The 21,422-nt window shown below is 55.3% G+C and carries 22 protein-coding genes and 3 tRNA genes; 14 read left to right on the forward strand and 11 right to left on the reverse strand.

Translation table 11 applies throughout. The features are described from left to right. Nucleotides 1-17: 17 nt before the first annotated feature. The gene (locus FZF21_RS03060) at nucleotides 18-476 is read right to left on the reverse strand and encodes a YbaK/EbsC family protein (protein WP_003856572.1); all 459 of its coding nucleotides are present in this window, start codon (nucleotides 474-476) and stop codon (nucleotides 18-20) included. A 328-nt stretch (nucleotides 477-804) separates the two neighbouring features. On the opposite strand from FZF21_RS03060, the gene FZF21_RS03065 reads away from it, so the two are divergent. After that, nucleotides 805-2,151: a PTS cellobiose transporter subunit IIC gene (locus FZF21_RS03065; RefSeq protein WP_003856571.1), complete on the forward strand. Its 1,347-nt coding sequence runs from the start codon at nucleotides 805-807 to the stop codon at nucleotides 2,149-2,151. 77 nt (nucleotides 2,152-2,228) lie between these two features. Here the strand turns inward: FZF21_RS03065 and fhuF are convergent, their stop codons facing one another. Further along, a complete protein-coding gene (gene fhuF, locus FZF21_RS03070; RefSeq protein WP_047737201.1) occupies nucleotides 2,229-3,017 on the reverse strand; it encodes a siderophore-iron reductase FhuF in 789 nt (262 codons plus the stop codon). 95 nt (nucleotides 3,018-3,112) lie between these two features. Further along, nucleotides 3,113-4,177: a GGDEF domain-containing protein gene (locus FZF21_RS03075; RefSeq protein ID WP_149121076.1), complete on the reverse strand. Its 1,065-nt coding sequence runs from the start codon at nucleotides 4,175-4,177 to the stop codon at nucleotides 3,113-3,115. 216 nt (nucleotides 4,178-4,393) lie between these two features. On the opposite strand from FZF21_RS03075, the gene FZF21_RS03080 reads away from it, so the two are divergent. Continuing rightward, nucleotides 4,394-4,663, forward strand: coding sequence for a DUF1435 domain-containing protein (locus FZF21_RS03080; protein WP_026080652.1), 270 nt, complete (start codon nucleotides 4,394-4,396; stop codon nucleotides 4,661-4,663). A gap of 42 nt (nucleotides 4,664-4,705) precedes the next feature. Here the strand turns inward: FZF21_RS03080 and FZF21_RS03085 are convergent. The 4 genes from FZF21_RS03085 to rsmC form a co-directional block, all read right to left on the reverse strand. After that, nucleotides 4,706-4,792: transfer RNA gene (locus tag FZF21_RS03085), tRNA-Leu, on the reverse strand. Between the two features lie 32 nt (nucleotides 4,793-4,824). Beyond that, a tRNA-Leu gene (locus FZF21_RS03090) sits at nucleotides 4,825-4,910 on the reverse strand. Between the two features lie 28 nt (nucleotides 4,911-4,938). Further along, nucleotides 4,939-5,025: transfer RNA gene (locus FZF21_RS03095), tRNA-Leu, on the reverse strand. 144 nt (nucleotides 5,026-5,169) lie between these two features. After that, nucleotides 5,170-6,198: a 16S rRNA (guanine(1207)-N(2))-methyltransferase RsmC gene (rsmC, locus tag FZF21_RS03100; protein ID WP_032103054.1), complete on the reverse strand. Its 1,029-nt coding sequence runs from the start codon at nucleotides 6,196-6,198 to the stop codon at nucleotides 5,170-5,172. A 102-nt stretch (nucleotides 6,199-6,300) separates the two neighbouring features. Between rsmC and FZF21_RS03105 the strand changes: the two genes are divergently transcribed. The 8 genes from FZF21_RS03105 to FZF21_RS03140 all read left to right on the forward strand — a co-directional run bounded on the left by FZF21_RS03105 (nucleotide 6,301) and on the right by FZF21_RS03140 (nucleotide 12,667). Further along, nucleotides 6,301-6,714, forward strand: coding sequence for a DNA polymerase III subunit psi (locus tag FZF21_RS03105; RefSeq protein ID WP_149121075.1), 414 nt, complete (start codon nucleotides 6,301-6,303; stop codon nucleotides 6,712-6,714). Then, entirely contained in the window at nucleotides 6,683-7,126 is a 444-nt protein-coding gene (gene rimI / locus FZF21_RS03110) for a ribosomal protein S18-alanine N-acetyltransferase (protein WP_003856565.1), read from the forward strand. Before FZF21_RS03105 ends, rimI begins: the two co-directional genes overlap by 32 nt. A 19-nt stretch (nucleotides 7,127-7,145) precedes the next feature. Beyond that, nucleotides 7,146-7,823 (forward strand): pyrimidine 5'-nucleotidase, encoded by a 678-nt coding sequence (gene yjjG, locus FZF21_RS03115; protein WP_017383835.1) that lies wholly within the window; start codon nucleotides 7,146-7,148, stop codon nucleotides 7,821-7,823. 92 nt (nucleotides 7,824-7,915) lie between these two features. Continuing rightward, nucleotides 7,916-9,505 carry a peptide chain release factor 3 gene (prfC, locus tag FZF21_RS03120; RefSeq protein ID WP_006810210.1) on the forward strand — a complete coding sequence of 530 codons (1,590 nt, stop codon included), beginning with the start codon at nucleotides 7,916-7,918 and terminating at the stop codon, nucleotides 9,503-9,505. A gap of 303 nt (nucleotides 9,506-9,808) precedes the next feature. After that, the gene (osmY, locus tag FZF21_RS03125) at nucleotides 9,809-10,426 is read left to right on the forward strand and encodes a molecular chaperone OsmY (protein WP_048220383.1); all 618 of its coding nucleotides are present in this window, start codon (nucleotides 9,809-9,811) and stop codon (nucleotides 10,424-10,426) included. A gap of 125 nt (nucleotides 10,427-10,551) precedes the next feature. Next, a complete protein-coding gene (locus FZF21_RS03130; protein ID WP_003856556.1) occupies nucleotides 10,552-10,713 on the forward strand; it encodes a DUF1328 domain-containing protein in 162 nt (53 codons plus the stop codon). A gap of 122 nt (nucleotides 10,714-10,835) precedes the next feature. Continuing rightward, nucleotides 10,836-11,888 (forward strand): patatin family protein, encoded by a 1,053-nt coding sequence (locus tag FZF21_RS03135; RefSeq protein ID WP_003856550.1) that lies wholly within the window; start codon nucleotides 10,836-10,838, stop codon nucleotides 11,886-11,888. Further along, nucleotides 11,885-12,667, forward strand: coding sequence for a TatD family hydrolase (locus tag FZF21_RS03140; protein ID WP_032652508.1), 783 nt, complete (start codon nucleotides 11,885-11,887; stop codon nucleotides 12,665-12,667). Before FZF21_RS03135 ends, FZF21_RS03140 begins: the two co-directional genes overlap by 4 nt. On the opposite strand, the gene FZF21_RS03145 is transcribed toward FZF21_RS03140, so the two are convergent. Together FZF21_RS03145 and FZF21_RS03150 are read right to left on the reverse strand one after the other, a co-directional pair. Next, nucleotides 12,662-13,522 (reverse strand): YjjW family glycine radical enzyme activase, encoded by an 861-nt coding sequence (locus tag FZF21_RS03145; RefSeq protein ID WP_017694551.1) that lies wholly within the window; start codon nucleotides 13,520-13,522, stop codon nucleotides 12,662-12,664. The genes FZF21_RS03140 and FZF21_RS03145 overlap by 6 nt on opposite strands. After that, nucleotides 13,497-15,032, reverse strand: a complete 1,536-nt coding sequence (locus tag FZF21_RS03150; RefSeq protein ID WP_063863094.1) for a YjjI family glycine radical enzyme — start codon at nucleotides 15,030-15,032, stop codon at nucleotides 13,497-13,499. Before FZF21_RS03150 ends, FZF21_RS03145 begins: the two co-directional genes overlap by 26 nt. 262 nt (nucleotides 15,033-15,294) lie before the next feature. Between FZF21_RS03150 and deoC the strand changes: the two genes are divergently transcribed. From deoC to deoD, 4 genes are all read left to right on the forward strand, one after another. Further along, nucleotides 15,295-16,074 carry a deoxyribose-phosphate aldolase gene (gene deoC / locus FZF21_RS03155; protein WP_023303054.1) on the forward strand — a complete coding sequence of 260 codons (780 nt, stop codon included), beginning with the start codon at nucleotides 15,295-15,297 and terminating at the stop codon, nucleotides 16,072-16,074. Between the two features lie 99 nt (nucleotides 16,075-16,173). Then, a complete protein-coding gene (deoA, locus tag FZF21_RS03160; RefSeq protein WP_017383831.1) occupies nucleotides 16,174-17,496 on the forward strand; it encodes a thymidine phosphorylase in 1,323 nt (440 codons plus the stop codon). Between the two features lie 53 nt (nucleotides 17,497-17,549). Continuing rightward, a complete protein-coding gene (gene deoB / locus FZF21_RS03165; protein ID WP_003856540.1) occupies nucleotides 17,550-18,773 on the forward strand; it encodes a phosphopentomutase in 1,224 nt (407 codons plus the stop codon). 125 nt (nucleotides 18,774-18,898) lie between these two features. Continuing rightward, nucleotides 18,899-19,618: a purine-nucleoside phosphorylase gene (deoD, locus tag FZF21_RS03170; protein ID WP_003856538.1), complete on the forward strand. Its 720-nt coding sequence runs from the start codon at nucleotides 18,899-18,901 to the stop codon at nucleotides 19,616-19,618. Between the two features lie 85 nt (nucleotides 19,619-19,703). On the opposite strand, the gene lplA is transcribed toward deoD, so the two are convergent. Beyond that, entirely contained in the window at nucleotides 19,704-20,720 is a 1,017-nt protein-coding gene (gene lplA, locus FZF21_RS03175; RefSeq protein ID WP_015572614.1) for a lipoate--protein ligase LplA, read from the reverse strand. 39 nt (nucleotides 20,721-20,759) lie between these two features. Beyond that, complete coding sequence (locus tag FZF21_RS03180; RefSeq protein WP_015572615.1) at nucleotides 20,760-21,404, reverse strand: YtjB family periplasmic protein; 645 nt, start codon at nucleotides 21,402-21,404, stop codon at nucleotides 20,760-20,762. Nucleotides 21,405-21,422 lie beyond the last annotated feature (18 nt).

The raw sequence follows: 21,422 nt of genomic DNA on the forward strand, positions 1-21,422 counted from the left end.
TTCTTCTGGCGCAACGTTTAGATGCAGACATCGACCCATTTTGCTGCGGTCAGCTCCGCCATTCTGTCGGGCGATATACGCACCGCACTGTGGATGGCACCCGCTGCGGGTAACACTTCCGCGTATTGTTTTAATGTGATGTCACAGTAAACAGAGAGCGGATTTTCCAGTCCGAAAGGACAGACGCCGCCAACAGGATGACCCGTCAGGGTGACGACCTCATCGCTGCTGAGCATGCGGGCTTTCGCGCCGAATGTCTCTTTAAGCTTTTTGTTATCCAGACGCGCATCGCCTTTTGCAACCACCAGAATCACGTCATTTTTAATTTTCAGTGACAGCGTTTTGGCAATTTGGCCGGGTTCAACGTTGTGCGCGGCAGCAGCAAGGGCAACAGTCGCTGTGCTTTGGTTAAGCTCAATGATCTCTATATCCGGAGCGTGTTCGGCAAAAAACTGTTGTACAGACTGCAAACTCATTGATTCCTCCTGACAAATATCCTGCGTAATCTGTCATAAGAATTTAGTCGCTGTAAATATCCCTTAAGTAACAAATATCCGTCAGGGACGATTTCTGGATCGCCTTCACATTCACAGAAACCGGTTACAGTAACCGGTTGCAGAGCGTGATGCAGAGATTAATACTAAGTGTGTAACTTCCCCTGTATCTAATAATAAGAGCTAATTATGAAACCATTCCGTTTGAGCAGTACCGCAGGTACACGATCCGGCAAGGTTGTGACGCTGATGTATGGAACAACGTGTGACGTGAGAGCGTCCAAAACGAACGTCTGACAGGAGATCTGCTATGTCTGCCAACCACGCTGCATTTAATCTGATTTTCCGCTTCGTTGAAAATTATGTCAGCCCTATTGCCGGGCGCATCTCTTCCCAGCGCCACGTTATGGCTATTCGTGACGGATTTATCTCAGCGATGCCGTTTATGATTGTGGGCTCATTTTTATTAGTGTTCGCTTACCCGCCTTTTTCGCCTGATACCACCTGGGGTTTTGCTCGCGCCTGGCTGGATATGGCGAAGCAGTTTGAAGGTCAAATTCTGACGCCGTTTGATATGACGATGGGGGTGATGTCCCTTTATATCTGTGCGGCTATCGCCTACAACCTGGGCAAACATTACGTTAAAACGCATCAGCTGGATCCGTTCATGTGCGCGATGCTGTCGCTGATGGCGTTCCTGCTGGTCGCCGCCCCTAAAACCAAAGGCGCTTTACCGGTGGATAGCCTGGGAGGGACCGGTATTTTCACCGCGATTCTGGTGGCGATCTATTGCGTTGAGATGATGCGTTTCCTGAAAGCACACAATATCGGGATCCGCCTGCCAGACCAGGTTCCACCGATGATCAAAAACTCGTTTGACCTGCTGATCCCGGTGCTGGTGGTGGTGCTCACGCTATACCCGCTGAGCCTGCTGATCCAGTCGCAGTTCGGTATGCTGATCCCACAGGCCATCATGTCGATATTCAAACCGCTGGTCTCTGCGGCTGACTCGCTGCCTGCGATCCTGCTGGCGGTGCTGATTGGCCACCTGCTGTGGTTTGCCGGGATCCACGGCGCGGCGATTGTCTCCGGGATGCTGCAAATGTTCTGGCTGACAAACCTGGGGGCGAACCAGACCGCGCTGGCGGCGAGCCAGCCTTTGCCACACATCTTTATGGAAGCCTTCTGGACGTTCTTTATCGTTATCGGCGGATCGGGGGCGACGATGGGGCTGGTGTTCTGCTATCTGCGTAGCCGCTCCGCGCACCTGCGCTCCATTGGACGTCTGAGCGTGGTACCAAGCATTTTCAATATCAATGAACCGGTGATTTTCGGTACGCCGATTGTGATGAACCCGGTGTTCTTTATTCCTTTCCTGCTGGCGCCGATGGTTAATGCCGTGCTGGCATGGGCAGCGATGAAGTTTGATCTGATTGGCCGCGTGATTTCCGTTGTGCCGTGGACGGCACCGGCTCCGGTTGGTGCCGCCTGGGCGCTGGGCTGGGATTTCCGTGCAGCCATTCTGGTGCTGGTTTTGGCCTGCGTTTCCGCCATTATCTATTTCCCGTTCTTCAAGGTGTACGAGAAACAGTTGCTTCAGCAGGAAGCGGAAGAAGCACAGCGTAATGGAGAAGAGGAAAATCAGCAGGTCGCTTAGGTAAAAGCAAAACGGCAACGCAGGTTGCCGTTTTTAGTGTTTGTTCCCTCTCTCTGCGGGTTTCAGGCCGGGCCAGACTACTTAAGCGTGCAATCGCCACACTGCTTGACGTCCGGCAAACGGTAGCGCTGACAGCAGGTACGACGTACCAGAAGTCCCTCACGCGGAACCACGGTGCGGTAAAGAGGGTTATCCCGTCCATCCGACAGCTGTCTGGCAAAGAAACAGCTCTGACGCAGTGCATCCACTTTCTCGTCGCCGAGCAGCGGCTTCATCTCCGTTAAATACCAGTGGATAAGATACCCGGTATTACTCCAGATCAGTTTGCCGTTAATCTCTCCCGTCGCTTCCAGCGCATCAATGACCGGAACCAGCGCTCTTGTAATCAGCCGTTCCATACGCGCCTGCGCTGACAGGTGTCTCGCGCTCGGATCTTCATGTACATCAATCCAGAAACAGGCAGCACGCCCGGTTTCATGAAACTCAACATGGAAATGTTCTGACGAGAGATCGAGCATCGTTTCCTGGGTCAACAGGGCCAGCATGACAGGCGGCACCATCAGCCCGATATACCACTGTGCCCAGAGGGATAACAGCGGTTTGTTTTCCCGCGTCAGGGTAGGTTGGTTACGATAAATATGGTCGGAATAGGTTGCCAGCAGTGACCGCAGCTCCGCAGGGCGTTGCCACTCAGTCAGCGTCAGAGCATGATGCGGCGGTGCTTCATCCAGTTTGATGAAATCCAGCAGATGAGCGCGCGTTACGGCAATTTTTTCCCGAATGGCATCCGCAAGCGTCGTTTCCCCGGCGGAGAGTGGAGCTCGCCAGAGCAGGGGCTCAACGATGTGTGCGGTACGAGTCGCCATAGTGTGGATTACAAATCTAAATGATAATGATTGCCAATCCTAACTATAGATAAAACCGAGCGCAAGCGTTTTATCCTGGCGCTGTGAAGGCGGTTTCAGGCGGTATGAAGCTCTTCGCTCAGCAGAATGCTGTTACGTCCCATATGCTTGGCTTCATAGAGGGCTTTATCGGCTTTCGCCAGCGCGCCCTCAACGTCGTCACCTTCGAAAATGGCGATGCCGATGCTGATGGTCACGTTAGTGGCGACGCTTTCGTTAAACATATGGGGGATTTTAAGATCGTAAACCTTCTGACGTATGCGTTCAGCCGTCTGTCGCGCTTGCTCCAGCGGGATGTTACTCAACAGCACCATAAATTCTTCCCCGCCAAACCGGGCGACAACATCGCGTGAGCGCACGGCGTCGCGTATCGCAGCCGAGACCCTGATCAAGGCCTGATCGCCCATCATATGGCCATAATGGTCGTTGTAGGCTTTGAAGTGGTCGATATCCATCAGCAGCACGAAGTGCTCGCCAGCGTCAGGCCTGGGAAGATTCTCCAGCCGGCTTTGCAGCCCGCGACGGTTATATAGGCCGGTGAGCGGGTCCATCATGCTGAGATCGGCCAGGGTTTCGCGCTCCTCCAGCAGTTCGGAAAGCAGCTCCTGGGCGAAACGGTCATTGCGCCGCTGAAGAACATGATGGATACCAATGGCGACCACCGGCAGCGCGAAAAAATAGGCCATTCTCAGCCAGTTTTCGGACGGACTAAGCCACAGGCAGGATATAAAAGCGGGAAATGAATGTAACGTAAAGGCTTTAATATTACTTGCGAACGCCAGAGACCCTATAAAAAGCACTGTTAATAGCGCCATCATTAAATAGGTCGCGTGATCGTGCGTGATTAACAGAAATTTAGAGACGATCTGCCAGGCCCATAAAAGACCAAAAATAGCTGAAACAACAGGGATATTTATTTTTCGCGTGCTGTTTTTCCAGTGCCAGATAAGTAAGCCTGTGCTGATAGTCAGTACGGCAAAGAGCGGGACAGATAACACACGCACGGAATAGAGAGGGTTTGTTACCGAGAACAATGCTGACGCGGCGTTCAGAAATAAAAACAAACGTAAAGATAGCTGATATTTCTTGTTGACTAAAGACAGCCAGGATTGTGATGTCATATGCGTGCGTTTTTATTAAAACTCAATTAAAACAATGAGCAAGGTGTTGTTGTGTAATATTGGGCGCTACAAAATTGAATTTTTATTATCAGAAAAACTTTATCGGAAGTTAACAGGTGGGCAATTTATCACCTTACACATTCTCTGTCATTATGGGAAAGCAATTGCTGACGCAATTTCTTACGTCGCATGCTGACAAGTGATAATTACTATCATATGATACTGGTTATCATTATCAGTGCGAGAGGTGAAACCATGTTGAGCAAAGCGCTGGGAAGTGGGTGGGGAATATTACTGCCTGGTTCCATTATCGGTGGGCTAATGTTTGCCGATCTCCCCATTGATGTCTGGAAAGCAATGATTGTTTCAGGCTTGCTGGTGACATCCGCAATGATCTGGCACAAACAGTTACGGCATTACGTGCTGCTGCCATCATGCGTTGCGCTAATCAGTGGACTGCTGGTGATTCTGATGAGTTTGAAATAAAAGGGAAAAACAGGAGGCACTGCTGAGGGGATGTAAGATAATTGGTGCGAGGGGGGGGACTTGAACCCCCACGTCCGTAAGGACACTAACACCTGAAGCTAGCGCGTCTACCAATTCCGCCACCTTCGCACAGTCATCTTACTGGTTTGATATCGCCTCGTTGGTGCGAGGGGGGGGACTCGAACCCCCACATCCTAAGGACACTAACACCTGAAGCTAGCGCGTCTACCAATTCCGCCACCTTCGCCCAGTGCGAGCAATATCAACGTGATTTATGGTGCGAGGGGGGGGACTTGAACCCCCACGTCCGTAAGGACACTAACACCTGAAGCTAGCGCGTCTACCAATTCCGCCACCTTCGCATACCATCGACACTGTAAAAGTATCGTAACCACGGAGGCGCATTCTAGATGTTTTCAGCTTTACGTCAACAGAAAATTGCGCACGTTGTTTTGATTGCTGCAAAAATGGGCGATGGCAGCGTCAGCCATCGCCGGACCGGGGGTTTACTTTTTCGCCTGGCGCGTCATCACGGTGCGATAGACCTTAAAGCGGCCCGTCTGGGCGATCACTTCGTGGAAGCCAAAGGTTTCATCCAGCACTTTCGGGTACGCGAGGAAGGCGTTCGCTACGATACGCAGCTCACCGCCGCTGTTGAGGTGACGGGTTGCGCCACGGATCAGCGTTTGCGCCGCTTCAAGGCTGGTCTCCATTCCGTCGTGGAACGGCGGGTTAGAGATGATCATGTCAAAGCGACCGGACACGTCGGAGAAAACGTTGCTGGCAAACACGTCACCTTCAATGCCATTCGCAGCAAGCGTGGCGCGGCTGGCTTCTACTGCCGGGGCGCTCACGTCACACAGGGTTAAACGCACTTTTGGTGAGTGGCTGGCGAGAACCGTTGACAGCACGCCCGCACCACAGCCGACGTCCAGCACCTTGCCCTTGGTATGAGGCGTCAGGGTGGACAGCAGCAGCTTGCTGCCCGTATCGAGCGCATCACGGCTGAACACGCCCGGCAGGGTTTTAATGGTCAGGCCGTCAAGCTGGTACTCGTCCCAGAAGGCGTCGGCATCGAAGGTGGTCTGTTTTTCCAGACGACCATGGTACAGGCCGCAGCGACGGGCGCTGTCGATTTTCGTCAGCGGCGCCCAGGCTTCGAGCATCTGCTCTGCGCTACGCACCCCGCTGCGGTTCTCACCGACAACAAAAATATCGCAGCCGACCGGCAGCAGAGAAAGCAGGTTCATCAGCTGGAACTGGGCTTCCGGCTTGTTTTTCGGCCAGTAGTAAATGAGCGTATCGCAGTCAGCAATATCGCTCTGCTCCGCCGCCAGGCTAAAGCGCGCGCGCTCGCCCATCTGGCGGCTCAGCACCTGCCAGTGGTGATAGTACTGGGTGTGGGCACGGCTTTCAGCACAGTCGAAACGCGCGGGCAGGTCATCCTGCATATCTCCGGCAAACAGAATACGGCTTTCTTCGAAATCATCACTGTGACGCAGCAAGACTTCACTTGCCGGGGTAAATGCAGACATGAATTGTTCCTCAATAAACTCAGGTGGGGATTATAGTAGGTAGATGGCGCAGTTTCGACACATTTGCTATATTTGCGCGCCTGAGAGACAGGAGTTTTCGCTATGACATCCCGACGAGACTGGCAGTTGCAGCAGCTGGGCATTACCCAGTGGGCTTTGCGTCGCCCGACGGCGTTGCGGGGCGAAATAGCCATCTCCATACCTGCGCATGTCCGCCTGGTGATGGTGGCAGAAGCGCCGCCTGCCCTGAACGAGCCCCTGATTGAGGATGTCCTTCGCACCCTGAAGGTGACCCGCGATCAGGTATTACAGCTGGCGCCTGAAAGCGTCGCGATGCTTCCCCCTGACAGCTGCTGTAACAGCTGGCGAATCGGGGCGGTGGACGAGCTACCTCTTGAAGGAAGCCAGATCAGTTCGCCAGCGCTGGACGAACTGAAAGCCAACCCAAAAGCGCGTAGCGCGCTATGGCAACAAATTTGCGAATATGAACACGATTTCTTCCCTCACGACGGCTGACCTGACCACCGCGTTCGCGATTGAAACCCGCGCCCATGCCTTTCCGTGGAGCGAAAAGACGTTTGCCAGCAATCAGGGCGAACGCTATTTAAATCTCCGCCTGGACGTTGACGGTGCGATGGCTGCGTTCGCCATCACGCAGGTCGTTCTGGACGAGGCGACGCTGTTTAATATTGCGGTCGATCCCGCTTACCAGCGCCGCGGGCTGGGCAGGGAACTGCTTGAGCACCTCATTCGTGAGCTGGAAACCCGTGACGTTTTCACCCTGTGGCTGGAGGTGCGCGCGTCCAATGTCGCCGCCATCGCGCTCTATGAAAGCTTAGGCTTCAACGAGGCGACTATCCGCCGTAACTACTACCCCACCGCAGAGGGACGTGAAGACGCCATTATCATGGCTCTGCCGATTGGATAACGAAAATAAGGTTGTAACGATGAAATGGGACTGGATTTTCTTTGATGCCGACGAAACGCTGTTTACGTTTGACTCGTTCGGCGGCCTACAGCGGATGTTTCTCGACTATAGCGTGACGTTCACCGCGGAAGATTTTCAGGACTATCAGGCGGTGAACAAACCGCTGTGGGTGGATTACCAGAACGGAGCCATCACCGCGTTACAGCTTCAGCATCAGCGTTTTGACGTGTGGGCTGAACGGTTAAACGTCAGTCCTGGGGCGCTAAACGAGGCCTTCCTGAATGCGATGGCGGATATCTGCGCGCCGCTGCCCGGCGCCGTTTCTCTGCTGGATTCGCTGAAAGGGAAGGTGAAGCTTGGGATCATTACCAACGGCTTTACCGCGCTTCAGCAGATCCGCCTTGAACGCACCGGCCTGCGCGATCATTTCGACGCGCTGGTGATCTCCGAAGAGGTGGGCGTACCGAAGCCGGATCCGCGTATTTTCGATTATGCGCTGGCGCAAGCGGGCAATCCTGACCGCGATCGCGTGCTGATGGTGGGGGATACGGCAGAATCTGATATTCTGGGAGGTATGAGATCGGGCCTGTCGACCGTCTGGCTGAATGCGCATGGTCGCACGCTGCCGGAAGGCATCGAGCCGACCTGGACCGTTACGTCATTGAACGAACTGGAGCAGCTCCTGTGTAAACAATGATTGCCTGCCCCCTGTTGATGGGTAAAATAGCCGCATTTTTCGTATTCCATGATGCGCGGCCTGCTGCCGCGCTTACCTAAGAAGAATTGATTATGACGTTGTCTCCTTATCTGCAAGAGGTGGCCAAACGCCGCACTTTTGCCATTATCTCGCACCCGGATGCCGGTAAAACGACCATCACCGAGAAGGTGTTGCTGTTCGGACAGGCGATCCAGACCGCGGGTACCGTTAAAGGCCGTGGCTCCAGCCAGCATGCTAAATCCGACTGGATGGAGATGGAAAAGCAGCGTGGTATTTCGATTACCACCTCCGTGATGCAGTTCCCGTATCACGACTGCCTGGTGAACCTGCTGGACACCCCGGGGCACGAAGACTTCTCCGAAGATACCTACCGTACGCTGACGGCGGTGGACTGCTGCCTGATGGTGATCGACGCTGCGAAAGGTGTTGAAGATCGTACCCGCAAGCTGATGGAAGTCACCCGTCTGCGCGATACGCCGATCCTCACCTTTATGAACAAACTCGACCGTGACATCCGTGATCCGATGGAGCTGATGGATGAAGTGGAAAACGAGCTGAAGATTGCCTGCGCGCCAATCACCTGGCCGATTGGCTGCGGCAAGCTGTTCAAAGGGGTTTACCACCTCTATAAAGACGAAACCTACCTGTACCAGACCGGTAAGGGCCACACCATTCAGGAAGTCCGCATTGTGAAAGGTCTGGACAACCCGGAGCTGGACGCCGCTGTCGGTGAAGAGCTGGCCGCCCAGCTGCGCGATGAGCTGGAGCTGGTTAAAGGCGCGTCGCATGAGTTCGACAGAGAGCTGTTCCTGAGCGGTGAAATTACCCCGGTCTTCTTCGGTACCGCACTCGGCAACTTCGGCGTTGACCATATGCTCGACGGTCTGGTTGAGTGGGCCCCGCAGCCGATGCCGCGTAAAACCGACACCCGCGAAGTAGAAGCGAAGGAAGAGAAGTTCTCCGGCTTCGTCTTTAAAATTCAGGCCAACATGGACCCGAAACACCGTGACCGCGTCGCCTTTATGCGCGTGGTTTCCGGTAAGTACGAAAAGGGCATGAAGCTGCGTCAGGTCCGTATCGGTAAAGACGTAGTAATCTCCGACGCGCTGACCTTCATGGCGGGCGACCGTTCGCATGTAGAAGAAGCCTATCCGGGTGACATCATTGGTTTACACAACCACGGTACCATTCAGATTGGCGATACCTTCACGCAGGGCGAGATGATGAAGTTCACCGGTATCCCGAACTTCGCGCCAGAACTGTTCCGCCGCATTCGCCTGCGCGATCCGCTGAAGCAGAAGCAGCTGCTGAAAGGCCTGGTCCAGCTTTCCGAAGAGGGCGCGGTACAGGTGTTCCGCCCAATCGCCAACAACGATCTGATCGTGGGCGCGGTGGGTGTGCTCCAGTTCGACGTGGTGGTTGCCCGTCTTAAGAGCGAGTACAACGTGGAAGCGATTTACGAATCGGTGAACGTGGCGACCGCCCGCTGGGTTGAATGTTCAGACGTGAAGAAATTCGAAGAATTTAAACGTAAGAACGAAGTTCAGCTGGCGCTGGACGGTGGCGATAACCTGACCTATATCGCCCCAACCATGGTAAACCTGAACCTGACGCAGGAACGTTATCCTGATGTTCAGTTCCGCAAAACGCGCGAGCATTAATTCCCTCTCAGAGCACGGCAGCCGCCGTGCTCTTCTTTAATTCCTGTGTTATTAAACCCTTGCGGAATGTTCTTAATTCACCGCAATTTTTCGCTATTCGTTCGTTTTTTCCCCAATTCTGAATGCACCCCTCTGATTGTGATCTATATTTAACTCAGTGTTTAGCACCGGGCGTGGATGAATTAACTGTTCAATGCATGTCCATTGGTTCTCCATTTTGCCCCGGTGTTAATTCGCAATATATAAAACCAAGATTAGGGAAGTATGTCGCCCAAATAATGGGAAAAACACAGGAATAAATCGATGAATATGACAAGACTGAAGATTTCTAAAACTCTGCTGGCTGTAACATTGGGTAGTGTCCTGGTAAGCGGTTCTGCTCTGGCGGATACCAGCACCATGGATAAAGCGCAAAATTCCGCCAATACCGCAGGGGAAAAAATCGATAGCTCTATGAATAAAGTCGGTAATTTCATGGATGACAGCTCAATCACAGCAAAAGTGAAAGCCGCACTGGTGGATCACGAATCCATCAAGAGCACCGATATTTCTGTTAAAACCGACAACAAGGTTGTCACCCTGAGCGGTTTCGTTGAAAGCCAGACCCAGGCTGAAGAAGCCGTTAAAGTGGCAAAAGGCGTTGAGGGCGTAAGCTCCGTCAGCGACAAACTGCACGTACGTGACAGCAAAGAATCGTCGGTGAAGGGCTATGCCGGAGATGCAGCAACTACCAGCGAAATCAAAGCTAAACTGTTAGCTGACGACATCGTGCCATCCCGTATGGTGAAAGTTGAAACCACCGATGGTGTGGTCCAGCTGTCCGGTACGGTTGAGAATCAGGCACAAAGCGATCGTGCCGAGTCAATTGCGAAAGCTATTGATGGTGTGAAAAGCGTCAAAAACGATCTGAAAACGAAGTAAAGCAGTACCATTCGCCCGTCAGGCTGAAAACCGCGGGCGAAATAAAAACGATTCTGGAAAAGCCGGTGAGTGACCTGAGCGCTCACGTTTAGCGGCCGACATTAACTATGGTAAAGGAGAGGCTTATGTTTCGTTGGGGCATTATATTTCTGGTTATCGCGTTAATTGCCGCCGCATTGGGCTTTGGTGGACTGGCGGGTACCGCGGCATGGGCAGCGAAAATTGTCTTCGTCGTCGGTATTATTCTGTTCCTGGTCAGCCTGTTTACGGGTCGACGTCGCCCGTAGCAAACGCAATATTTACTAAACAAACTCAAGCCAGTCCTCGTGACTGGCTTTTTCTCGTTTGAGAACCACCGGGGAAGTGCGTTACTGTGTCTTATCAAAATAATGAAAACAGGAAGGCAGAGGTGGGGCAACGAATTCCCGTTACGCTCGGCAATATTGCGCCGCTGACGTTAAAACCGTTTCATGCAGGCCAGCTTGCGCTGGTCTGTGAAGGGGGAGGGCAGCGCGGTATTTTCACTGCTGGCGTGCTCGACGAATTTATGCGCGCGCAATTCAACCCGTTCGATCTCTATTTCGGCACCTCTGCCGGGGCGCAGAACCTCTCCGCCTATGTCTGCAACCAGCCCGGCTATGCGCGCAAAGTGATTATGCGCTACACCACCTCCAAAGAATTCTTCAATCCGGTACGCTTCGTACGCGGCGGGAACCTGATCGATCTCGACTGGTTACTGGATGCTACCTCCAGCCAGATGCCGCTGGCCATGGATACCGCGTCACGTCTGTTCGATACCGGCAAAGAGTTCTGGATGTGCGCCAGCCGTGGCGATGACTATTCGCCGGGTTACTTTTCGCCGCAGAAAGAGAACTGGCTGGATATCATCCGCGCGTCCAGCGCGATCCCGGGATTCTACCGCACCGGCGCCCTGCTGGAGGGGATAAGCTATCTTGACGGCGGTATCAGCGACGCGGTGCCGGTACAGGAGGCGGCGCGGCGCGGGGCAAAAACCATTGTGGTGATCCGCACGGTGCCTTCGCAGATGTATTACACCCCACAGTGGTTTAAGCGGATGGAACGCTGGCTGGGCGACAGCAGCCTGCAACCGCTGGTGAATATCGCGAAGCAGCATGAAACCACCTACGGCGCGATGCAGCGTTTTATTGAAAAACCACCGGGCAAGCTGCGCATCTTTGAAATTTATCCGCCTAAGCCGCTGTTGAGCATGGCGCTGGGCAGTCGGCTGCCTGCGTTGCGTATGGATTACAAAACGGGGCGGCTGTGCGGGCGTTACTTCCTGGCGACCGTCGGGAAAATGCTGGCGGAGCAACCGCCTCTTCATCGGCATAAAAGCATCATTTTGCCGCCTGCCGTTGTGGCCAATGACGCGGTGGCGATGCCGCTGGTGGACGCGCCGCAGGCCAACGATGGCTTACTCGATAACGAGGATCTGGCGTGACGCACTGCTTTATCGATACCCATTGCCACTTTGATTTCCCGCCGTTTAGCGGGGAGGAAACATCAAGTATTGCGCGCGCGGCTGAGGCCGGTGTGAGAGCCATTATTGTGCCCGCTATTGAAGCGGCGAGATTCGACAAAGTTCTGGCGCTTGCCCGGGAGCACGATGCGCTGTATGCCGCGCTGGGTCTGCATCCGATCGTTATTGAGCACCATCTTGATGACCATCTCGACAGGCTGGATGCCACGCTGCAAAATGCGGATACAAAGCTGGTTGCCATCGGTGAGATCGGCCTCGATCTCTATCGTGAAGATCCGCAGTTTGAGCGCCAGCAGACGATCCTGGATGCGCAGCTCCGGCTGGCAAAGCGCCACGATCTGCCGGTGATCCTCCACTCCAGACGTACCCATGACAAACTGGCGATGCACCTGAAGCGTATCGACGTGCCGCGCAGGGGCGTGGTCCATGGTTTCGCTGGAAGCCTTCAGCAGGCGCAGCGTTTTATTGAGCTGGGCTATAAGATTGGCGTCGGTGGCACCATTACCTATCCGCGTGCCAGCAAAACCCGTGATGTGATGGCGCAGCTCCCGCTGACCTCGCTCCTGCTGGAAACGGATGCGCCTGACATGCCGCTGAATGGTTTTCAGGGCCAGCCCAACCGCCCGGAGCAGGCGGCGCGCGTTTTTGATGTGCTGTGTGAGCTGCGTCAGGAGCCTGAAGATGTGATTGCCAGCGCGCTGCTGGAAAACACCCGCGCGGTCTTCGGCATCACGCTATAAATAAAGGGCCGGGCGGATCACCGTGATCTGCTGCCGTTCCAGGGCCTGCGCCAGCGGCTCGATGTCCTCCGGCGTGGCGCTCCGCCATCGCGCCGCCTCCCCGTAAACCCCATGAGCATGAAACGCGTTGATCCGCACAGGAACGTTCCCCAACGCGTGGATAAAAGCGGTCAGCGATGGCAGATGGTGCAGATAATCACACCGAGCGGGGATCACCAGCAGGCGCAGCTCCGTCAGGCGATGACGATCGGCCAGCCAGCGGATGCTCTGCTTGATCTGCGTGTTTTCGCGCCCGGTCAGAAAACGGTGATGTTCATTGCCCCAGGCTTTCAGATCCACCATCGCGCCGTCAAACACCGGTAACAGCTTTTGCCAGCCGGTTTCGCTTAACAGGCCGTTGCTGTCCACCAGGCACGTCAGATGGCGCAGGGACGGATCGGCTTTGATCGCGGTGAACAGCGCAACCAAAAACGGCAGCTGCGTGGTGGCCTCACCCCCGCTGACGGTCACGCCCTCAATAAACGGCGCGGACGTGCGAACCCGGGAGAGGATCTCCTCAACGCTATAGCGCTGCGCCATCGGCGTCGCCTGCTGCTGACACAGGTGCAGACAGGTGTCGCACTGCTGACAGTGACTCTCCTGCCACCAGACGCGCCCGGCCTGAATTGCCAGCGCATCATGAGGACAGTGGGGAACACAGTCGCCGCAGTCGTTGCAGCGCCCTATCGTCCACGGGTTGTGGCAGGTTTTGCAGCGCAGGTTACAGCCCTGGAGGAACAACGCCAGGCGGCTGCCCGGCCCGTCCACGCAGGAGAAGGGTATGACCTGACTAACTAAAGCGCATCTGCTGTTCATGGCTTATCACGCGCGGCTGACGTTCCAGAATACGGGTATTGCGCGCGGCCTCCTCGCCGAGCCAGGTGGTGTTGGTGCGCGAGCCGGCCTCCCGGTATTTCTCCAGATCGGAGAGCCGCACCATATACCCGGTGACGCGCACCAGGTCGTTTCCGGCTACATTCGCGGTGAACTCACGCATACCGGCGTTGAACGCCCCCAGGCACAGCTGCACCACAGCCTGAGGATTGCGTTTAACCGTTTCCTCCAGGGTGAGAATATCGCTGATCCCCGAATGATAGTGTTTATGATGCGGCGCCACGGCCAGCAGGTGGCTGACAGGGTCCGGTTCGTCGCCGTACGGCAGACGTGCGCCCGGCGTGGTGCCAGAATCGGAACTGATCCCAGACTGGGCATGCAGCATCGCGCGGTGCTGCCAGCCGTGTTTCACCGGCGTGTTTTCAACAAACGCCGCAAGCTGTTCACTGATGCGGTAGCCCAGAGCATTGGCCTGTTCGTTCTTACCGTAACGTCCCGTAATGCCTGCTTTCTCGCACAGCACATTCACCGCTTCGGCCAGACCGTACATGCCAAACATCGGCACAAAGCGATCGGCATCAATCAGCCCCTCTTTCACCAGGAAGCTATTCTCAAAGAAACCGGCTTGTTCATATAGAAAATCGCAGCGCGCATTGATGATCGCGATTTGTTGCTGGCAGTAGTGGGGAAGGGTACGGGTGAAAAAGTCTTCCGGTGAGCGGCTGTGTTCCGCAATCGCTTTCAGGTTAAGGCGCACCAGCGTGCTGCCGCCGCCCGCCAGCGGCAGGGAGTTGTAACAGCTCACCACGCCATAGCGACCTTTTGTGAAAATTTTATCATTCACCGGGCCATTAGAAATATGCGGTTTACTGCATTCACAAATGTTTTCCGCCACGCTCAGCAGCAGATCGCTGGGGGTTACATCCGGGTCGTAGATAAAGGTCAGGTTCGGCGCAACCTGCTTCAGTTCGGCATCCGCGCGAAGGATGGCTCGGGTGACAGGCGTATCCGCCGGGCCGATATTGGCATGCATAAACGCATCGGGCAGGGTTCTGTCCAGGTAACGCCAGAAACGTTTTATTCGGCTATCGATTTCATCCTGTGTTAGAATTTTAACATAGGGGCTGAGTATCTCATCGAGCTGGCCCAGATAGACCGGCATCGATGTGACGGACGGAACATGGTGATAAAGGATAGTGAGCAGCGAGAGGGCATCATCCAGATCTTTCGCCCCTTCCAGCTCCAGCCATTCTGAGCCGTTAGCCAGAAATTTAGCGTAGTCCGGCAGCACGTAGCGCGGTTTGTAAGGCGCATGGCCTTCGAACATGTCGCAGATGAATCCCTCGTCCAGCGCGGCCCGGGCCGCCTCTGGCAGAGCGGGATAGGGCAGATTGTTCTCTGCTTCCAGCGCCAGAAAATGACGTTTTTGTTCCGGGGTTAACACCGGGCTGGTCACAATGTGCTGGCAACGTTGTTGCAGGGCGTCGGGCATGTTCACTTCCTTGGTTGTTCTGCGGATAGTGAACGAATTGTAGGAAGCCAGCCTGGTGGCGCTTTTGATCAGACAGGGGATATCGCCGATTTAGTCAGCAATTAACGCACTAAAATTTGAAGAAGATCTCATTACAGTAATGCAAATTTGCACACAGTTTTCATTAACTGTGATGAATGTCGAAGTGTGGATGCGGGTGAATGTTAGAATACTCACAGACCCGCAAGGTAAAATTTATACGGCACTGCCGTTGGAGAATGTTATGACCGATTTAACTGCAAGCAGCCTGCGCGCGTTGAAACTGATGGACCTGACCACCCTGAACGATGACGACACCAATGAAAAAGTCATCGCCCTGTGCCATCAGGCGAAAACGCCAGTGGGTAACACCGCCGCCGTCTGTATCTATCCGCGCTTCATCCCGATTGCCCGCAAAACGCTGAAAGAGCAGGGCACGCCGGACGTGCGCATTGCCACCGTAACCAACTTCCCGCACGGCAATGACGATATCGACATCGCGCTGGCAGAAACCCGCGCGGCGATTGCGTACGGCGCAGACGAAGTTGACGTGGTATTCCCGTACCGCGCGCTGATCGCCGGCAACGAGCAGGTCGGTTTTGACCTGGTGAAAGCCTGTAAAGACGCGTGTGCGGCGGCAAACGTGCTGCTTAAAGTGATCATCGAAACCGGCGAGCTGAAAGAAGAGGCGCTGATTCGTAAAGCGTCTGAAATCTCTATCAAAGCGGGCGCGGATTTCATTAAAACCTCTACCGGTAAAGTGCCGGTCAACGCTACCCCGGAAAGCGCACGCATCATGATGGAAGTCATCCGTGATATGGGCGTGTCCAAAACCGTTGGCTTCAAACCGGCGGGCGGCGTGCGTACCGCGGAAGACGCGCAGCAGTTCCTGGCGATTGCCGACGAGCTGTTCGGCGCCGACTGGGCTGATTCCCGCCACTACCGCTTCGGCGCGTCCAGCCTGCTGGCCAGCTTGCTGAAAGCGCTGGGTCACGGTGACGGTAAGAGCGCAAGCAGCTACTAAGTTGAATTGCCGGGTGGCGCTACGCTAACCCGGCCTACAGGATCGTAGGGCGGGTCAACATATCCGCCGCCATTCACCCGATTCCGCATGGAGGTTACCGTGTTTCTCGCACAAGAAATTATTCGTAAAAAACGTGATGGTCATGCATTAAGCGACGAAGAAATCCGCTTTTTTATCAATGGCATTCGTGATAACACCATCTCTGAAGGGCAGATTGCGGCTCTGGCGATGACCATTTTCTTCCACGATATGTCGATGCCTGAGCGCGTGTCGCTGACCATGGCGATGCGAGATTCAGGAACCGTTCTGGACTGGAAAAGCCTCAACCTTAACGGCCCAATTGTGGACAAACACTCCACCGGCGGCGTGGGCGACGTGACCTCCCTGATGCTCGGCCCAATGGTGGCGGCTTGTGGCGGTTACATCCCGATGATTTCCGGGCGCGGCCTGGGTCATACCGGCGGTACGCTCGACAAACTGGAAGCCATTCCGGGCTTCGATATCTTCCCGGATGACAACCGCTTCCGCGACATTATTAAAGACGTTGGCGTGGCGATTATCGGCCAGACCAGCTCTCTTGCTCCGGCTGACAAGCGTTTCTACGCGACGCGTGACATTACCGCGACCGTAGACTCCATCCCGCTGATCACCGCCTCTATCCTTGCCAAAAAACTGGCGGAAGGTCTGGATGCGCTGGTGATGGATGTGAAAGTGGGCAGCGGCGCGTTTATGCCAACCTATGAACTCTCTGAGGCGCTGGCCGAAGCGATCGTTGGCGTCTCCAACGGCGCGGGCGTGCGCACCACTGCACTGCTGACGGACATGAACCAGGTGCTGGCCTCCAGCGCCGGTAACGCGGTTGAAGTCCGTGAGGCCGTGCAGTTCCTCACAGGCGAATACCGTAACCCGCGCCTGTTCGATGTCACCATGGCGCTGTGCGTTGAGATGTTAATCTCCGGCAAGTTGGCCAAAGACGACGCGGAAGCCCGCGCGAAGCTTCAGGCGGTGCTGGACAACGGCAAAGCGGCGGAGATCTTTGGTCGGATGGTGGCGGCGCAGAAAGGCCCGACCGACTTCGTGGAAAACTACGCGAAATACCTGCCCACCGCGATGCTCAGCAAAGCGGTCTATGCGGACAGCGAAGGCTTTGTCTCGGCTATGGATACCCGCGCGCTCGGCATGGCTGTTGTGTCTATGGGCGGCGGTCGTCGTCAGGCATCGGACACCATTGATTACAGCGTCGGCTTTACCGATATGGCCCGTCTGGGCGACAGCGTTGACGGCCAACGTCCGCTGGCGGTGATCCACGCGAAAGATGAAGCCAGCTGGCAGGACGCGGCGAAAGCGGTGAAGGCGGCAATATCTCTTGACGATAAAGCACCGGAAACCACACCGACGGTCTATCGTCGTATCACTGAATAGCGGTATACTGATCTGATCGCATTTTTATGAAGCACTAAGTACGGAGAACAATTATGAAACGTGCATTTATTATGGTGCTGGACTCATTCGGCATCGGCGCAACCGAAGATGCAGAACGATTTGGTGACGTGGGTTCCGATACCCTGGGTCACATCGCGGAAGCCTGTGCAAAAGGCGAAGCGGACAACGGTCGTAAAGGCCCTCTGAACCTGCCAAACCTGACCCGTCTGGGGCTGGTAAAAGCGCATGAAGGCTCTACCGGTAAGATCGCAGCCGGTATGGACGGTAACGCGGAAGTGGTGGGCGCCTACGCGTGGGCGCACGAGCTCTCTTCCGGGAAAGATACTCCGTCCGGCCACTGGGAAATCGCCGGCGTGCCGGTGCTGTTTGACTGGGGCTACTTCTCCGATCACGAGAACAGCTTCCCGCAGGAGCTGCTCGATAAGCTGGTGAAGCGCGCCAACCTGCCGGGCTACCTCGGCAACTGCCACTCTTCCGGTACCGTGATTCTGGATCAGCTCGGCGAAGAGCATATGAAAACCGGCAAGCCGATTTTCTATACCTCTGCTGACTCCGTGTTCCAGATCGCCTGCCATGAAGAGACGTTTGGCCTGGATAAACTGTACGAGCTGTGCGAGATCGCCCGTGAAGAGCTGACCGAAGGCGGCTACAACATTGGCCGCGTTATCGCGCGTCCGTTTATTGGCGACAAAGCGGGTAACTTCCAGCGTACCGGCAACCGTCACGATCTGGCCGTGGAGCCACCGGCGCCGACCGTGCTGCAAAAACTCGTCGACGAGAAAGACGGCCACGTGGTTTCCGTGGGTAAAATCGCGGACATTTACGCCAACTGCGGCATTACCAAAAAGGTCAAAGCGACCGGTCTGGATGCGCTGTTCGACGCCACCATCAAAGAGATGAAAGAAGCGGGCGATAAGACCATTGTCTTCACCAACTTCGTGGACTTCGACTCCTCCTGGGGCCACCGTCGCGACGTCGCCGGTTATGCTGCGGGTCTGGAGCTGTTTGACCGCCGTCTGCCAGAGCTGATGGAGCTGGTGGGGGAAGATGACATTCTGATCCTGACCGCTGACCATGGCTGTGACCCGACCTGGACCGGTACCGACCACACCCGTGAGCACATTCCGGTGCTGGTGTACGGCCCGAAAGTCAAACCGGGCTCGCTGGGTCACCGTGAGACCTTCGCGGACATCGGCCAGACGATTGCGAAATACTTTGGTACGTCTGACATGGAATATGGCAAGGCTATGTTCTAAACGGATTGGGTGCGGCCTGATGCCCTCACCCCGGCCCTCTCCCACCGGGAGAGGGAGAACAGAATGTAGGCCGGGTAAGGCGTAGCCGCCACCCGGCAAAAACAACAATGTAAAAGGAACTGAAGATGGCAACTCCTCACATTAATGCAGAAATGGGTGATTTCGCTGACGTCGTATTGATGCCGGGCGACCCGCTGCGCGCGAAGCACATTGCAGAAACCTTCCTCGAAGACGTGCGTGAAGTGAACAACGTGCGCGGCATGCTGGGCTTCACCGGCACCTATAAAGGCCGCAAAATCTCCGTGATGGGTCACGGCATGGGTATCCCATCCTGCTCCATCTACACCAAAGAGCTGATCACCGATTTCGGCGTGAAGAAAATCATCCGTGTTGGCTCCTGCGGCGCGGTGCGCATGGACGTTAAGCTGCGTGACGTGGTGATCGGCATGGGCGCGTGCACCGACTCTAAAGTTAACCGCATCCGTTTTAAAGATCATGACTTTGCGGCCATCGCTGACTTTGACATGGTGCGTAACGCGGTTGACGCGGCAAAAGCGCTGGGCGTTGACGCGCGCGTGGGCAACCTGTTCTCTGCCGATCTGTTCTACTCGCCAGAAGGCGACATGTTCGACGTGATGGAAAAATACGGCATTCTGGGTGTGGAAATGGAAGCTGCCGGTATCTACGGCGTGGCGGCTGAATTCGGTGCGAAAGCGCTGACCATCTGCACCGTGTCTGACCACATCCGTACCCACGAGCAGACTACCGCTGCCGAGCGTCAGACCACCTTCAACGACATGATCAAAATCGCGCTGGAATCCGTTCTGCTGGGCGATAAAGAGTAATACCTGTTGTGCCGGGTGGCGGATTCGCCTGACCCGGCCTGCGGTTTTCCAGGCCCGCTAAGCAGAGCGCCAGCGGGCTTTTTTATTAGCGTACTGCCTGCGCAATCCACGCCGATAACTCCCGCAACTCTTGTTCCTGTTCCGGAAAATCAACACGTAACGCGTCACACTCCTGTTGCAGCATATCTGCCCGATAGAGACAGCCCTGCAAACGTGCAGCCAGCGCTTCTAACGGTGCCGGATTAAGACTATCCGTAAATACCTGAGTACGAGAGATATGGCCTTTCTCGACGTCAAAGTGCAGCTCAACGCCGCCCCAGGTAAATCGCTCATCCAGCAGGTGTGAAAACGCCGGTGCCTGACCGAAATTCCACTCCCAGCTGCTCTGGCGGGCGAAGGTTTCCGCGAAGTTTGGCAGATCCGGGGTTTTATCCGGAGAAATCACCTCGGCTTCTACGCGTTCACCGTAATGCCTGAAAAAGGCCTCGCGGATCGCATCGCAAATGCGTTCATGGGTAATCCCCGGCAGGAGCTCCACCAGATTCGCCACGCGACCGCGCACGGAGGTAATTCCCTTAGCCTGGAGCTTTTTCTTGTCCGGGTTCAGATAGTTTGCCAGACGGCTCAGATCGGCATTCAGCAATAATGTGCCGTGGTGGAATCCGCGATCCATCGTTTCGCGGTAGGCTGAGCCTGACACTTTCCGGTCGCCTTCAGGCGTTTTCACGACCAGATCGTTACGTCCCGAGGCTTCAGCCGTCACGCCGAGTGAATTGAGCGCGTTAAGCACAATGGAGGTCGAGATGGTTTTGTCGTATTCCGGCTTGCCCGCCATAAAGGTAAAGCAGGTGTTGCCCAGATCGTGAAACACCGCACCGCCGCCGCTGCTGCGGCGCGCCAGGCGGACGTTGTCCTCTTCCATACGGCGGGTGTTACACTCTTTCCACGGATTTTGCGCGCGACCAATAACGACCGTATCGGCGTTGCGCCAGAGAAACAGGACGCGCTGGGTGGCAGGCATCTGGCGGAAGATGCACTCTTCCACCGCCAGGTTAAACCAGGGATCGTAAGAGTCAGAGATTAGCAGGCGTAACGTCGACATGGCAGAGTTCCTTTTCCGAATCATCCGCCTACTTTATCACTATTCTTTCTTCTCGCTCTCTTCCTCTTCGGGAACCGACTTGCTGGCGGTTAACAGGAACGGCGACTGCTGCCAGCGGGTGCGTTTGCCCTGGAGCAGCGTGCGCGCCAGTACCACGCCAATCGCCAGCGAGAGCAGCAGCATCAGGCGCAAAATATTGGTGGTGTTATCCACCTGTTTGGCTTCGGTTGGCAGGGTGTGGGTGTCGAGTGTCAGACGTAAATAGCCGAGCGGACCATTCTTGCCCTGAATGGGTTCGACGATTTGTTGGTTGAAATAACCACCGGCTTTTTTGCCATCCAGCGCCAGCCTGTCACGCACGTCGACATGCTCACCCGCGCGGGCAATCAGGTCGCCCTGTTCATCGTACACACCTGCATCCAGAATGCGGCTGTTTTCCGTAAGCTGGCGCAATACCTGGGCTATTCGCTTATCATCCGGCGTTTCGGTACGCATAGACGGCGCAACGTTGAGCGTCACCTGGCGCGCCAGCGTCCGGGCCAGCTCCTCAAACTGCGGGTTACGCTGTCGTTGGTGATTCTGGCTAAACCAGGATGCCCCCTGCATCAGCGCCACTAATAGTGCGAGACAGATCAGGACAATCACGGCGCGATGAAGCCGGAATTTCAGTTTTGCGCGAGCCATATTCCACCTGCTTAAAAT

Origin of the sequence: Enterobacter sp. LU1 (assembly GCF_008271405.2) — a bacterium.
GTDB classification, from domain to species: Bacteria; Pseudomonadota; Gammaproteobacteria; order Enterobacterales; family Enterobacteriaceae; genus Enterobacter; species Enterobacter hormaechei_C.

What these genes read in the sequence shown, in the direction of transcription:
- FZF21_RS03060 (WP_003856572.1), bottom strand. Translation starts at nt 476, where the DNA reads ATGAGTTTGCAGTCTGTACAACAGTTTTTTGCCGAACACGCTCCGGAT.
- FZF21_RS03065 (WP_003856571.1), top strand. Translation starts at nt 805, where the DNA reads ATGTCTGCCAACCACGCTGCATTTAATCTGATTTTCCGCTTCGTTGAA.
- fhuF (WP_047737201.1), bottom strand. Translation starts at nt 3,017, where the DNA reads ATGGCGACTCGTACCGCACACATCGTTGAGCCCCTGCTCTGGCGAGCT.
- FZF21_RS03075 (WP_149121076.1), bottom strand. Translation starts at nt 4,177, where the DNA reads ATGACATCACAATCCTGGCTGTCTTTAGTCAACAAGAAATATCAGCTA.
- FZF21_RS03080 (WP_026080652.1), top strand. Translation starts at nt 4,394, where the DNA reads ATGATACTGGTTATCATTATCAGTGCGAGAGGTGAAACCATGTTGAGC.
- rsmC (WP_032103054.1), bottom strand. Translation starts at nt 6,198, where the DNA reads ATGTCTGCATTTACCCCGGCAAGTGAAGTCTTGCTGCGTCACAGTGAT.
- FZF21_RS03105 (WP_149121075.1), top strand. Translation starts at nt 6,301, where the DNA reads ATGACATCCCGACGAGACTGGCAGTTGCAGCAGCTGGGCATTACCCAG.
- rimI (WP_003856565.1), top strand. Translation starts at nt 6,683, where the DNA reads ATGAACACGATTTCTTCCCTCACGACGGCTGACCTGACCACCGCGTTC.
- yjjG (WP_017383835.1), top strand. Translation starts at nt 7,146, where the DNA reads ATGAAATGGGACTGGATTTTCTTTGATGCCGACGAAACGCTGTTTACG.
- prfC (WP_006810210.1), top strand. Translation starts at nt 7,916, where the DNA reads ATGACGTTGTCTCCTTATCTGCAAGAGGTGGCCAAACGCCGCACTTTT.
- osmY (WP_048220383.1), top strand. Translation starts at nt 9,809, where the DNA reads ATGAATATGACAAGACTGAAGATTTCTAAAACTCTGCTGGCTGTAACA.
- FZF21_RS03130 (WP_003856556.1), top strand. Translation starts at nt 10,552, where the DNA reads ATGTTTCGTTGGGGCATTATATTTCTGGTTATCGCGTTAATTGCCGCC.
- FZF21_RS03145 (WP_017694551.1), bottom strand. Translation starts at nt 13,522, where the DNA reads ATGAACAGCAGATGCGCTTTAGTTAGTCAGGTCATACCCTTCTCCTGC.
- FZF21_RS03150 (WP_063863094.1), bottom strand. Translation starts at nt 15,032, where the DNA reads ATGCCCGACGCCCTGCAACAACGTTGCCAGCACATTGTGACCAGCCCG.
- deoC (WP_023303054.1), top strand. Translation starts at nt 15,295, where the DNA reads ATGACCGATTTAACTGCAAGCAGCCTGCGCGCGTTGAAACTGATGGAC.
- deoB (WP_003856540.1), top strand. Translation starts at nt 17,550, where the DNA reads ATGAAACGTGCATTTATTATGGTGCTGGACTCATTCGGCATCGGCGCA.
- deoD (WP_003856538.1), top strand. Translation starts at nt 18,899, where the DNA reads ATGGCAACTCCTCACATTAATGCAGAAATGGGTGATTTCGCTGACGTC.
- lplA (WP_015572614.1), bottom strand. Translation starts at nt 20,720, where the DNA reads ATGTCGACGTTACGCCTGCTAATCTCTGACTCTTACGATCCCTGGTTT.
- FZF21_RS03180 (WP_015572615.1), bottom strand. Translation starts at nt 21,404, where the DNA reads ATGGCTCGCGCAAAACTGAAATTCCGGCTTCATCGCGCCGTGATTGTC.